Source organism: Streptomyces montanisoli (assembly GCF_017813245.1).
Classification (GTDB): domain Bacteria; phylum Actinomycetota; class Actinomycetes; order Streptomycetales; family Streptomycetaceae; genus Streptomyces; species Streptomyces montanisoli.
This window is the reverse complement of record NZ_JAGIQL010000033.1, coordinates 40,792-53,274: the sequence shown is the minus strand read 5'-3', so window position 1 is coordinate 53,274 and position 12,483 is coordinate 40,792. Positions and strand designations below refer to the sequence as shown.

10 protein-coding genes and 1 pseudogene are annotated in these 12,483 nt (G+C 72.6%); 3 read left to right on the top strand and 8 right to left on the bottom strand.

The genetic code is table 11. The features are described 5' to 3' along the window. Positions 1–324 (bottom strand): annotated as a pseudogene (locus tag JFN87_RS33605) (hypothetical protein); the annotation flags it as partial. A 10-nt stretch (positions 325–334) separates the two neighbouring features. Here JFN87_RS33605 and JFN87_RS33600 point away from each other — a divergent pair. Next, a complete protein-coding gene (locus JFN87_RS33600; protein ID WP_307865403.1) occupies positions 335–526 on the top strand; it encodes a peptidoglycan-binding domain-containing protein in 192 nt (63 codons plus the stop codon). 8 nt (positions 527–534) lie between these two features. Here the strand turns inward: JFN87_RS33600 and JFN87_RS11165 are convergent, their stop codons facing one another. The 6 genes from JFN87_RS11165 to hemC form a co-directional block, all read right to left on the bottom strand. Further along, complete coding sequence (locus JFN87_RS11165) at positions 535–2,070, bottom strand: alkaline phosphatase D family protein (RefSeq protein WP_209339834.1); 1,536 nt, start codon at positions 2,068–2,070, stop codon at positions 535–537. 378 nt (positions 2,071–2,448) lie between these two features. Further along, a complete protein-coding gene (locus JFN87_RS11160) occupies positions 2,449–3,756 on the bottom strand; it encodes an MFS transporter (RefSeq protein ID WP_209339833.1) in 1,308 nt (435 codons plus the stop codon). Positions 3,757–3,925: 169 nt separating this feature from the next. Continuing rightward, positions 3,926–4,801, bottom strand: coding sequence for a Sco1979 family transcriptional regulator (locus JFN87_RS11155; RefSeq protein WP_209339832.1), 876 nt, complete (start codon positions 4,799–4,801; stop codon positions 3,926–3,928). A 106-nt stretch (positions 4,802–4,907) separates the two neighbouring features. Continuing rightward, a complete protein-coding gene (locus JFN87_RS11150; protein ID WP_209339831.1) occupies positions 4,908–5,876 on the bottom strand; it encodes an aldo/keto reductase in 969 nt (322 codons plus the stop codon). Positions 5,877–5,980: 104 nt separating this feature from the next. Continuing rightward, positions 5,981–7,291, bottom strand: a complete 1,311-nt coding sequence (locus JFN87_RS11145) for a glycosyltransferase 87 family protein (RefSeq protein WP_307865402.1) — start codon at positions 7,289–7,291, stop codon at positions 5,981–5,983. A 170-nt stretch (positions 7,292–7,461) separates the two neighbouring features. Continuing rightward, positions 7,462–8,403 (bottom strand): hydroxymethylbilane synthase, encoded by a 942-nt coding sequence (gene hemC, locus JFN87_RS11140; RefSeq protein ID WP_209339830.1) that lies wholly within the window; start codon positions 8,401–8,403, stop codon positions 7,462–7,464. Between the two features lie 134 nt (positions 8,404–8,537). Between hemC and JFN87_RS11135 the strand changes: the two genes are divergently transcribed. After that, complete coding sequence (locus tag JFN87_RS11135; RefSeq protein WP_209339829.1) at positions 8,538–9,266, top strand: class I SAM-dependent methyltransferase; 729 nt, start codon at positions 8,538–8,540, stop codon at positions 9,264–9,266. Positions 9,267–9,624: 358 nt separating this feature from the next. Beyond that, on the top strand, positions 9,625–10,242 hold the full coding sequence (locus JFN87_RS11130; RefSeq protein ID WP_209339828.1) for a hypothetical protein: 618 nt from the start codon (positions 9,625–9,627) through the stop codon (positions 10,240–10,242). Positions 10,243–10,473: 231 nt separating this feature from the next. Here JFN87_RS11130 and JFN87_RS11125 read toward each other — a convergent pair whose 3' ends face one another. After that, entirely contained in the window at positions 10,474–12,429 is a 1,956-nt protein-coding gene (locus JFN87_RS11125; protein WP_209339827.1) for a S53 family peptidase, read from the bottom strand. Positions 12,430–12,483 lie beyond the last annotated feature (54 nt).

Here is a 12,483-nt window from a genome sequence, read left to right as displayed (position 1 = left end):
GGCCGCGGCGCCGTCCTCGCGGTCCGGCGCCGCCCTGCCGGGCGGCCGCAGAGACGGTGTGACCACGGGCGCGGCGACCAGTCCGGCGGCCTCGGGCCGCACGGGCCCGCCGCCGTCCGCCTCCGGAAGCGGGCGCGAGGGTGTGGCGCGTACGCCGCGGAGCGGCGGTCCGTCCGCCTCACCGCAGGGCGCGGTGGCCGTAGCGGGCCGGGGGGCCGCGACACCTTCGGCGACCGATCGCGGGACCACGCCGGCGGCGGGCGGGTCGCCCGCGACGTCGGCGAGCGCGCCGGCCGGGCCGCCAGTGCTGCGGGAAGGTGACAAGGGGCCCGAGGTGGTCGAGTTGCAAAGGCGCCTCGGCCAGCTGCTCCTCGCCTACCTGGGCGCACCGGACGGCACGTACGACACGGGCGTCAGGAACGCGGTGGCGCGCTACCAGCGGGGGCACGGCATCACGAGCGACCCCTCGGGCGTGTACGGGGCCGCGACCCGCGAGGACCTGGAGTCACGCACCCACGCGCCCTGACAGCCCGGTCAGACGGTGTGCACGCCGGGCTTGCCCTCGTCGACACGGAGGCCGGCGAGCGTGGTGGCCGCCGACACGGGCTTGCGCACGGTGCCGACGACCCGCACCTTGGCGTCGATGCCGTCGCGGTCGATGTCGAACAGGTGGTAGCCGCGGTGGCAGTCGATCAGCTTCCAATGGGGGTTGTCCGGGCGCAGCGGGTCCCACTGCGCGTTGAACGCGTCGACGTCCTGGTCGCCGTTGGAGCTGATCGACGTACCCACGAACTCGGCGCCGACAACGGCGGACTTGGGGTCGGAGAAGTCCTTCTTCAGGTCGCTGATCATGGTCAGGTGGCGGTCGCCGCTGAGGACGACGGGGTTGCGGATGTTCTGGAAGCGGGCCATGAGGTCGTTGCGCTCGACCTGGTAGCCGTCCCACGCGTCGTAGAACCAGTTCTTGCCCGGCCCCGCCACATTGTCGGTCTCCGCCATCATGATCTGCGAGGCGATCAGGTTCCACCGGGCCGGCGACCGTTCGAGGCCGTTGATCAGCCACTGCTTCTGCGTGGCGCCGAGCATCGTGAGCTTGGGGTCCTTGGCTGCGGCGTCGGAGGTGACCTGGTTGCTGCGGAACTGCCGGGTGTCGAGCACGTTGAGCCTGGCGAGGTCGCCGAAGTCGAAGCGGCGGTACATCTGGATGTGCGGGCCGTTCGGGACGGCGGCCGCCCGGACGGGCATGTGCTCGTAGTAGGCCTGGAAGGCCGCGGTCAGCCGGTTCACGAAGGCGTCGTGCGGCTGCTTGTCCGGGTCCTGCGGCACCTCGCCCGCCCAGTCGTTGTCGACCTCGTGGTCGTCGAAGGTGACGATCCACGGGACGGCGGCGTGCACGGCGTTCAGGTCCGGGTCGGTGCGGTACTGGGCGTACCGGTTGCGGTACTGGTCGAGGGTGACCGGTTCGCCGCTGCCTTCGTGGACGCGTACGGAGGAGGTGCTGGGCGCGGACTCGTAGATGTAGTCGCCGACGAACAGCACGAAGTCCGGCTCCTGGTCGCGCATGTCGGCGTAGGAGTTGAAGTAGCCGTGCTGCCAGTTCTGGCAGGAGGCCAGCGCGACACGCAGCTTGGACGGGGCGGCGTCCATCGTGCGGGTCCTGCCGACGGTCGACAAGTGGGCGCCCGTGCGGAAGCGGTACCAGTACTCGCGCCCGGGCCGCAGGCCGCGGACGTCGACGTGGACGCTGTGCCCGAACCGCGGCTGGGCGTAGGCGGTGCCCCGCCTGACGACGCGGCGGAAGCGCTGGTCCTCCGCGACCTGCCAGCTGACCGCGACGGTGCGGTCCGGCATGCCGCCGCCGTGCAGCGGGTCGGTCGCGAGCCTGGTCCAGATGACCACGGCGGTCGTGAGCGGGTCACCGGACGCGATGCCCAGGGTGAACGGGTCGGCCGCCGCGGCGCGTCTGGGCGCGGCGGCGGCGGTCGTGGCGGTGGTCAGCTGTCCCGCGACGAGGGCTCCGGACGCGGCGGCACCGGCGGTGATCAGCCGGCGGCGGGTGATTTCGGGCATGGCGTGGTCCCTTCTGGTGGCGGCTGGGCCGCAGGCAGGATGACGGGCTGACAGGCACGGGAGCCCGAAATTCAGCGGGCAGGGCCATGACATCGGAATGGCGGGCGACCCGGCAACGGGTCATATCAGGCGGATGCGGGCACACCTTGGCAGGGAGCAGGCGGCACCGTCACAGGACCCACGCCCCGGGCGCGGGCAGCGGCCCTGGAGCCGACCGGGTGACGTGCCGTCAGGTGACATGTGCTGTGCCTACCGTGCGTCGGGCCGCCGGGCGCGGAACGCGACCGACGAACCGTCAACATACCCGCCGAAACGTCGTCACCCCCGGCTCCCGACGACGCGGGGCGCGCCGCCCCCCCCGGCGCGAGCCAGGTTGCCTCACGTCTCCTCGACGCGGTCCTCACGCTCCTGCTCGCCCGTCGGCCGCGCACCGCGGGCGGGCGGCCGATGCGGCGCCGGCAGGCGGTGCGCCGGGGACGAGGCCGCGACGGTGCCGCGCCGGCGCGTGCCGGTGGTGGCGAACTCCGAGTAGCGCGGCACCCAGCGCAGCAGCGCGCCCGCCGCGACGATGCCCATGGCGCCCATGGCGACGATCCCGGCGGCGAGGCTGCCGAGCGATGCGGCGGCGGACACGACCAGCGGGCCGCCCGCGCTGCCGGAGTCCGCGCACAGCCGCCACACGCCGAGGAACTGCGTGCGCGTCGCCGCCGGGGCCACGTCGGCCCCCAGTGTCATGAGGATCCCGCTGCCGATGCCGTTGCCGAACCCCATGAGCATCGCCACGACGGTGAGCGACACCAGCCCGTGGGTCAGTGGCAGCGCGGCCTGCGTCAGGCCGAGCACCAGCATGGACGGGACCGCGATCCACAGCCGCCCGTGCCGGTCCATGACCCGCCCCGAGGGGTAGAACGTGAGCATGTCGACGAGACCGGCGATGCCGAAGACGACACTCGTCGTGGAGGCGCTCTGCCCCAGGTGCTCCGCCCACAACGGCAGCACCGTCTGCCGTGTGGCGCGCACGGAGCCGACGAGCAGGATGGCCATGCCGAGCGTCAGGAACACCGCGCGGTGGTCGCGCACCACCGCGCGCACGGGCACGGGGTTCCTCGCGCCCTTCGCATGGGCGGACGACGGGTCGGAGACGTCCGGCACGCACAGCAGGACGCAGGCGGTCACCGCCGTGAAGGCGAGCGCCAGCCAGAAGATGTCGTGCACGGGCCGGTCGCGGAGCACGGCCGCGCCGATGAAGGGCCCGACGAAGGCACCGACCCGGGACATCCCGCCGAGCGTCGACATGGCTCTGGCGCGCAGTCCGAGGGGGATGACCTCGGTGAGGTAGGCCTGCCGCGCCAGGACGAACACGGCGTTGGTCGCACCGGTCGCGGTGACCGCGAGCGCCAGTTCCCACACGGTCCTGGCGAAGGCGCACCCGCAGAGGGTGAGCGCCGCCACGCCCGCCGCCACCAGCATCGCCCTGCGGTCGCCCAGCCGTGCGGCGAGCGCGCCGGCCGGCACATCGCCGATGATCTGGCCCACGCCGAGCAGCGCGAGGACGAGCCCGGCCGCGCCGACGGACGCGCCGAGCGCCCTGCCGCTGAGGGCGAGGATCGGCGCCACCGCCCCCATGCCCGTCTCGAAGGTGAGTGCGGGGAGGAAGACCGCGGGTACCAGGCTGAGCAGGGTCACAGGGCGGGAGGACACCGTACGCGGCCTCGATTCGTGGGTGCGGGGCCGCCGGGCGGCCCGCGGGGCAGGCTGAACCCCACAAGACAACCAGACGCACCGCCCGGTGCGGCAGGCCGTCCCGACGGGCGGACGATCCGGCTCCGCTCCGGCTCGCCGGCCGGGCCTCGGCTCAGGCGTAGTCCTCGCGCAGGGTGTGCAGCAGGGCGCGTGTCTCGCGGACGGAGGCGGCGCGTGCCGAGAGGCCGTCGAGCACCTCGAGGTAGGCCGAGCTGTCGGGGCGGCGGTCGAGGTAGACCGCGCCGGTCAGGTTCTCCGTGTAGACGATGTCGGGGAGTTCGACGACGTCGAACCTGAAGAGGTGGAAGGGACCGAACGCGCCGAGGTGGGGGCCTATCGCGAACGGCAGGATCTGCAGGGTCACGTTGGGCAGTGTGGTCGCCTCGATGAGCCGGTCCACCTGGGCCGCCATCACCGCGGACCCGCCGGCCGGGCGGCGCAGGACCGCCTCCTCCATCAGGATCCAGAGCATGGGGGCGTCCGCCTTGGTCAGCAGCTGCTGGCGTTTGACGCGCAGCGCGACCCGGCGGTCGAGTGCCTCGGGGTCCTTGGGCGCGCCCGCCCCGAGGACGGCGCGCGCGTACTCCTCGGTCTGCAGCAGGCCGGGGACGTAGTGGGGTTCGTACGTCCTGATCAGGCTCGCCTCGTCCTCAAGGCTGACGTACGCGCTGAACCAGCCGGGAACCGCGTCACGGTAACGGTGCCACCAGCCCGGCTTGTTGGCCGCCTTGACGAGTTCGACGAACTGGCCGGCCTCCGCGTCCGCGACGCCGTACATCTGCAACAGCACGCGCACGTACGGCAGTTTGAAGCTGACCTCGGAGTTCTCCATACGGCGGACGGTCAGCGGCGTCACGTCGAGCGCCTCGGCCGCGCTCTCCCGCGTGACGCCGGCCCGCTCGCGCAGCGCCAGGAGCCGCTTGCCGATCACCATGCGCAGGACCGTGGGCGCGCTGCCCGCGGAACCCCCCGCCCGTACCTCGCTCATGGCACGATCACCGCCTGACACCCTTTCACCCGGCCGAGTCTGTCAGCTGCCGCGGCGATCAGCCAGGGACGTGCGGCAGATCGTCTCCTGTCGTCGGCGGGAGCCGTCAGTGGCCCGCGACCTCGTGCGGCCGGTAGGGCTCCTGGAGCAGGGCGATCTCGTCCTGGCCGAGGACGACGTCGAGGGAGGCGACCGCGTCGGCCAGCTGGGCCGCCTTGGTGACACCGACGATCGGGGACGTCACGACGGGTTGGTGGGACAGCCAGGCCAGCGCCACCTGCGCCTGGTTCACGCCGTGCTTGCCCGCCACGTCGGCGACGCGTTCCACCACGGTGCGGTCCTCGGGGTGGTAGAGCGTCTTGCCGAACTCGTCGGTGTCGGAACGTGCGGTACGCGCGTCCCACGGCCTCGTGAGCCTGCCGCGGGCGAGCGGGCTCCACGGCACCACGCCGATGCCCTGGTCGGCGCAGAAGGGGAGCATGTCGCGCTCCTCCTCGCGGTAGATCAGGTTGTAGTGGTTCTGCATGGACACGAAGCGCGTCCAGCCGTGCAGGTCGGCGGTGTACAGAGCCTTGGCGAACTGCCAGGTGTACATGGAGGACGCGCCGATGTAGCGGGCCTTGCCCGCCTTCACGACGTCGTGCAGCGCTTCGAGGGTCTCCTCGATGGGTGTGGCGGGGTCCCAGCGGTGGATCTGGTAGAGGTCGACGTAGTCCGTGCCGAGGCGGCGCAGACTGTTGTCGATCTCCGTGAGGATGGCCTTGCGTGACAGGCCCGCGCCGTTGGGTCCCGGCCGCATGCGGTTGAAGACCTTGGTGGCGATGACGACGTCGTCACGGCGGGCGAAGTCCTTGAGCGCCCGGCCGGTGATCTCCTCGCTCGAACCGGCCGAGTACACGTTCGCGGTGTCGAACGTGGTGATGCCGGCGTCGAGTGCCTGCTTGATGATCTCCCGGCTCGCCTCCTCGCCGAGGCTCCAGGAGTGCGTGCCGCGGTCGGGTGCGCCGAAGCTCATGCAGCCCAGCGTGATGCCGGAGACCTCGAGACCGGTGTTGCCCAGTCGTGTGTAGCGCACGGGCCGCTCCTCTCCTCGGCGGTCGCCGTCACGGCGGCCGCCGGCCGGCAGTCGTCCGGTGGGTGCCGGTGGCACCGCGGACGCTGTTGATCACTGCTTCAACCCTAACGAGACGCCTCGCCGGCGGACAAGGACCCCTCGGCCGGGCCGTGGGCGCCCGGGGCCCGCGCGGTGCCCGCGACGGGTGCGGGGTCCGCAAGCGGCAGCGCGATCAGCAGCCCGAGCGTGATCCAGACGTACGTGTTGCCGCCGGCGAACGCGAGGGCCCCGGTGGCGCCGGCCGCTCCCCAGAGCCAGATGACGTAGCTCGACAGCAGCACCTGGAGCGCCCCGCACACCACCAGCGTCCTGCGGCTGCCGCGGCGCAGTCCGGTGTCGGCGAGTACGGCGAGCGCGGGCACCGCCCAGACGAGGTGGTGCACCCAGGTGACCGGCGAGACGAGGCAGGCCGCGAGGCCCGTCAGCGCGAAGCCCGCCCGGTCGTCGCCGGCGGCCGCGGCGACGCGGGAGCGGCGCAGCCACACGGCCAGCACGGCCGCCACGCACAGCAGCCACGCGGCGTGACCCGCGAAGCCGGGACCGAGCCGCGCCAGAACGCCCTGCACGGACTGGTTCGAGACGAAGGCGAGCCGCCCCACCCTGCCGGTGTCGAAGAGGGCACCGGTCCAGTACGTCCGCGAGGCGCCCGGGTCGACGGCGGCGGCCAGGAGTGTGGCGGCGGCCGCCGTGGCAGTGGCGATCGCGGCCTGCCGGCGCCGTCCGGTGACGAGCAGGTAGCCGATGAAGAGGGCGGGCGTCAGTTTGACGGCGGCGGCGAGGCCGGTGCCGATCCCCGCGTACCTGCCGCGCCCGGTGGCCAGCAGCCGCGCGTCGGCGAACACGAGGGCGACGAGCACCAGGTTGACCTGGCCGAAGCTGAACGTGTCGGTGACGGGTTCGAGGACCGCGAAGAGGCACCCGATCACGGTCCAGGCGAGCCAGGGCCGCCCGGCCACGCGGCGGACGGCGTCACCGAGCAGCCAGTACAGCAGCAGGCACGAGGCGAGTACGGACAGGGCGCACGCGAGGGCCACGACGACCGGCCAGGACACCAGCGCCATGGGCGCCATCGCGAGGGCGGCGAACGGCGGGTAGGTGAACCCGTAGTGCGAGCCGGGCCGCACGTAGTCGTAGATGTGGCCGCCGTGGTGGATCCACTGGTCGACGGTTCCGTAGTAGACGCCGGCGTCGAAGAAGTGCCTGAAGACGGGCACGAGTGTGACGAACGCGGCGGTGGCCGCGATCAGCACGGCCGCGGTGGAGGCCCGGCGCGCCGGCGTGGCGAGCAGCGCGGCGCGCGCGGCGAAGACCCGGCCGGCCGGTTTCGGCGTGGTGCCCGCGCGTGGCGGTCCTGCGACGCGTGCGCTGTCGTTCACCGTGCGGCCCTCGCATGTGACGCCGTCACGAATGCCGTGACGGGGACGGGCAGGAACGTCCACCAGGCCGTTGGGTGCCGCCGCGGATCGCGAGCGCCAACTCTAGACCACGCGGCGGGAATCCGCCCGGCACGCGGCAGCCGTCCGGCGCGCGCGTCCGGGCGCGTCCGTCAGTGCGCGATGCCGTCGATCAGCTCGCGGGCGCCCTGGCGCAGCAGGCTGACGGCGACGGAGGTGCCGAGCGTCGCGGGGTCGAGCGGGCCCGCCCACTCGTGGGCGTTGAGCACGGTCTTGCCGTCGGGCGAGAACACGCAGGCGCGCAGCGAGAGGTCGCCGCCCCTGTGCGCCTTGGCGAAGCCCGCGATGGGCGAGTTGCAGTGCCCCTGCAGGACGTGCAGGAACATGCGCTCCGCCGTGGTCTCGCGGTGGGTGTCCGGGTCGCCGAGGTCGCTGATGGCGTCGATGACGGCGGTGTCGTCCTCGCGGCACTGGAGTGCCAGCACCCCGGCGCCGATCGGCGGGCACATGGCGTCCGTGGAGAGGATCTCCGTGATGACGTCCTCGCGGCCGATGCGGGCGAGGCCGGCGGCGGCCAGCAGCAGCGCGTCGCACTCGCCCGCGGCGAGCTTGTCGAGCCGGCGGTTGGCGTTGCCGCGCAGCGGGACGCACTCCAGGTGCGGGTGGGAGGCGGCGAGCTGGGCGACCCTGCGCACGGAGGACGTGCCGATCCTGGCGCCGTCGGGCAGCTCGTCGAGCGTCAGTCCTGCGGGGTGGATGAGCGCGTCGCGCACGTCGTCGCGCCTGAGGAAGGCGGCGAAGGTGGTTCCGGCGGGCAGCGGCCGGTCGGCCGGGATGTCCTTGACGCAGTGCACGGCCAGGTCGGCCTCCCCGGCGAGCAGTGCCGCGTCGACCTCCTTCGTGAAGGCGCCCTTGCCCTCGACCTTGGCGAGGTCTCCGAGCCACTTGTCGCCCGTGGTCTTCACCGGGACGACCTCGGTGGCGATGCCGGGGTGCAGGGCGGCCAGCTCGGCGCGTACGCGCTCGACCTGGGCGAGGGCCATCGGCGAGTCGCGGGAGACGATGCGGACGATCTCAGGGGCGGACATGTCCACCAACGATAGCCGCCGGCCGGCGGTGACGGGTGACGGGGCCACCCGTACGGCGCCACGCCCAGGGCGCGGGGTGTGGTGGGAGCGCGCGGCGCGCGCCCCCTCTCTCGGCCCCGCTCTCGCCTACGCTGGGTGTGATGTTCTCCGACCGCGGGCCCTCCCTCACCGAACTGGCCGTGCAGGCGCTGTCATCCGTGGAGCACGGGTACGACCTGCTGGCCCCGAAGTTCGACGCGACACCGTTTCGTACACCGGAGCCCTTCCTGGACGCGGTGGTGTCGGCGGTGCGGCCGCTCGGGCCGTTCGCCACCGGGCTCGACGTGTGCTGCGGCACCGGCGCGGGTGTGGGTGTCCTGCGGGAGGTGTGCGCGGAGCGTGTGACCGGCTTCGACTTCAGCGCGGGCATGCTGGCGCGGGCCGCCGCGGCGTTCGCGGACGTCCCCGGTGGGCCTTCGGTGGAGTGGGTGCGCGGGGACGCGCGCGCCCTGCCGTTCGACGGTGCGTTCGATCTCGCGGTGAGCTTCGGGGCGTTCGGCCACTTCCTCCCCGGCGAGCGGCCCGCCGTGTTCGCGGGGGTGCGCCGCGCGTTGCGTCCCGGGGGCCTGTTCGTGTTTCCGCTCCCTGCCCCACCGCGCGTGGGTTCGCTCCCCTACTGGGCGCTGTGGGGGTTCGACACGGCGATGCGCGTACGCAACGCCGTGTGGCGGCCCCGGTTCGTCATGTACTACCGGACGTTCGGGTTGTCCGGCGTGGTCGACGAGTTGGCGGACGCGGGGTTCACGGTGGAACTGCTGCCCGTCGAGGCGCTCGGCAGGCGGGCTGACGGCGCGGCCCGCTGCGTGACGGTGGTGGCACGCCGGGCGTGATCCACCCGGCGTGCGCAGGTGTGCGGGTGGCGGCGAACACCGGCGTCAACTGCCGTGCGCGTCGCGCGCTTTCCGTCACACCCGGGTGGCAGGCACCGCCGCGGACCCGGCCACGGCCGGCCCAGGTGCCCGACGGTCTTCGGGGGCGGGCGCGTTCGAGCACGTCAGAGAGGGTGTGTACGGTGGGCGTCGTCGCGCGCACCGTGTGCAGGAACCGGTGCCGGCTCCGAGTCGTTGTGCATGCGTGTGACGCCGAACGATCACTTGCCGCCCGCGAAGGCCCCAACAGCGCTTAGGCTCTGTCGGCACAGGCCACCGAGGGAACACGGCCGGTGGCTCCTGACGGAAAGGGACACCAATGACATCCGCACCCGCCTCACCGAACAGTGTCGAGGCGACAACCACGCTTCTCCAGGCTGAACTTCCGCGCCTGGAGGCACACCAGCAGTCGCTGGAGAAGGAGCTCGCCGCGGTCACCGAGCGTCTGGAGTCGGTGCGTTCGGCGCTCGCGGCGCTGACGGCGCTCTCCGGTGTGCCGCACGTGCTCGAGGGGGCGGAGCAGGCCGAGGCGCCGGCCGCCGACGCCGCGGAGCCGGCGGCCGGCAAGGCCGCCGCGCCCGTCGCCTCGGTGCCCGCACCGCGCCGCTCCGGCGCGAAGGGCGAGAAGAAGGCGGCCAAGAAGCGGGGTGCCGCGAAGAAGGCCGCCCCCGAGCGCTCCTCGAAGCCGGCGGCAGCGAAGAAGGCGGCCGCGAAGAAGGGTGACGAGAGCGAGTCGCCGAGCGGCCTCACCCGCCAGGTGCTCGACATCCTCGCCGACGCGAAGGGCGGCACGGTCAGGGCGCGCGACGTGGCGAAGGTCCTCGGCCGCGACGGCAGCCCCGGCGAGATCAACGCCGTGCGCAGCACGCTCGACCGCCTGGTCGCGACGTCCCGCGCCGACCGCGCGGGCCGCGGCCTGTACCGCGAGCGCGCCTGAACCATCGGGCGGGCCCTTCACGGGACCGCCCGTCTTGGGGGTGGCGGACCGCCGGGCCCCGCCCGGCCGTCCCGCCCCGCCCTCGCCACCGTCCTCACCGCCGAACTCGCGGTCGGCACACCTCGCGGACGACGGCAACGCAACGGCCCCCGCGGGCCCGGGGCAGATGACCTGCTCCGGACCGCACGAGGGCCGTACCCGCGTGTGACGGTGCCGTGGTGGCGCCGCGGGTCAGCGCGTCTTGTAGGACGTCACGTAGTTCGACCCCGGGCTGCCCACACCGGTCACGTCGTCGTAGCCCACGGTGGCGGACAGCGAGCTGTCGTGGCCGAGGGTGCGGATCGTCGTCCTGGTCGGCGAGGAGGGGTCCTGCGTGTCGGTGTAGTCGTTGCGCACGACCGCGATGTCCTGGCCGGCACCCAGCGGGTGGTCCGTGACGTCGTGGTACGCCGACGTGCCGTAGCGCTGGTAGATCCCCGGGTTGGCGAAGCCGATCGGCACACCGTGCCGCGCCTGCTGCGCCAGCGCCTGGATCCCGGCGATGACCGGGGATGCGAGCGAGGTGCCGCCGAGGCGGTACTCGCTGTACCGGTCCTTGCCGTTCTTCTGCTCCTGCGTCATGCCGATGAGGAAGCCGGTGTTGGGATCGGCGACCGCGGAGATGTCCGGCAGGGTGCGCATCGGCGAGGTGCCGTTCGCCTTCGACAGCGAGCCCGGCACGACACCCTTCTGGTAGAAGGGCTGCGGCACGGTGGTGCTGGTGCCGCCGCCGGCGCCTGAGGTGAACGGGCCGGGGAATCCGGTCCAGTTCTTGCCGTTCTTCGACAGGGACGCCTGGAGAGTGCCCCAGCCGGTCTCCCACTTGTACTTGTTCCCCTTGCCGACCGCGAGCGAGGTGCCGCCGACGGCGGTGACCCACGACGAGTTGGCCGGGGTGTCGACCTGCTTGGTGCCGGTCGCCGCCTGGAAGTCGCCGTTGTCACCGGTGGAGAAGTAGAAGCCGATGCCCTCGACGGCGCCCATCTGGAACACCTGGTCGTAGGCGGCCTGCGACGCCGGCGTCTGGTTGGCCTCGACGTCTCCCCACGAGTTGGAGACGATGTCGGCCAGGTGGCTGTCGACGACCTTGCTGAGGGCGTCGAGCAGGTCGTCGTCCTGGCAGGACTTTCCGGCGACGTAGGTGATGTTCGCGTCGGGCGCGACCGCGTGCACCGACTCGACGTCGAGCGACTCCTCGCCGTACCAGCCCGCCGGGTCGGGGCAGCCCGACGACGCGACGTTGAAGTCGTCCGGGAGGACCTGGGAGAACTGGCCCCTCTTGTAGCGCTTGCCGCCGTTGCGCTTGGCGTACTCGGCCGCGTCCTTGGCGATCGTCGGCGAGGCGAAGGCGTCCGTGATGGCCACCGTCACGCCCTTGCCGGTGAAGTTCTTCGCGCCGTAGGCGGCACGAAGCTGCTTACCGGTGTAGCCCTTGATCGTGTAAGGAGCCTTCGAACCATAGGCGTTCGGCAGGCTCTTGTTGGTCCTCGAGCCGTAGTACGTCGAGAACGGCCCGGCGTTGTGGAAGGCCGGGTCGGGCGGCGGCAGCGTGTCGGCGTGGTGCGACACCCTCGGCGCGTTGTCGAGCCCGGTGACGGTCAGCACCGCACCGCGCAGCGACTCGGGCACGGACGCCGTCGAGTCGGGCGCGTGGTAGGTCTTGCCGCCCTTGGCGTAGTTGTGCAGCCGCGTGGAGAACGCCTTCTCCACGGCCTTGGCGTCACCGGAGACGGAGACGTAGTGGCTCGTGGTGCCGGTGACCTTGAGGCCGGTGGACTCGAGCCACGTGGTGACGTCGGATATCTGCTGCTTCGTCGCCCCGAAGCGCACCTTGGCCTGCTTCGGGGTGAGGTACTTGCCGTACTGGGCGGATGAGGGGTCGGAGACCCCCTTCGCGTACGCGGCAAGGCCCGCGGCGTCCCGTCCCGCCAGGTAGACGCGGGCGGACACCTCCTTGGACGACGCCGTGGTGCCCTTGTCGGCCTTCGCGGTGGCCCACATCGGCTTCGTCCCGTGCAGCATGGAGCGTCCGGCCGGGCCGGTGTCGGCTCCGGCGGCCTGGACGCCGAGTGCGAGAGCGCCGGTGACCATGGACAGTGTCGCTGCCACGGCCATACCGGTGCGCAGGCGCGGTCGGCTGGATCTCATAGAACCCCCTGCAGTGCGAGTGAACGCGTGTGGCGTGCTGTGACTACTGGCCAC

What these genes read in the sequence shown, in the direction of transcription:
- JFN87_RS11165 (WP_209339834.1), bottom strand. Translation starts at nt 2,070, where the DNA reads ATGCCCGAAATCACCCGCCGCCGGCTGATCACCGCCGGTGCCGCCGCG.
- JFN87_RS11130 (WP_209339828.1), top strand. Translation starts at nt 9,625, where the DNA reads ATGACATCCGCACCCGCCTCACCGAACAGTGTCGAGGCGACAACCACG.
- JFN87_RS11135 (WP_209339829.1), top strand. Translation starts at nt 8,538, where the DNA reads ATGTTCTCCGACCGCGGGCCCTCCCTCACCGAACTGGCCGTGCAGGCG.
- JFN87_RS11125 (WP_209339827.1), bottom strand. Translation starts at nt 12,429, where the DNA reads ATGAGATCCAGCCGACCGCGCCTGCGCACCGGTATGGCCGTGGCAGCG.
- JFN87_RS11155 (WP_209339832.1), bottom strand. Translation starts at nt 4,801, where the DNA reads ATGAGCGAGGTACGGGCGGGGGGTTCCGCGGGCAGCGCGCCCACGGTC.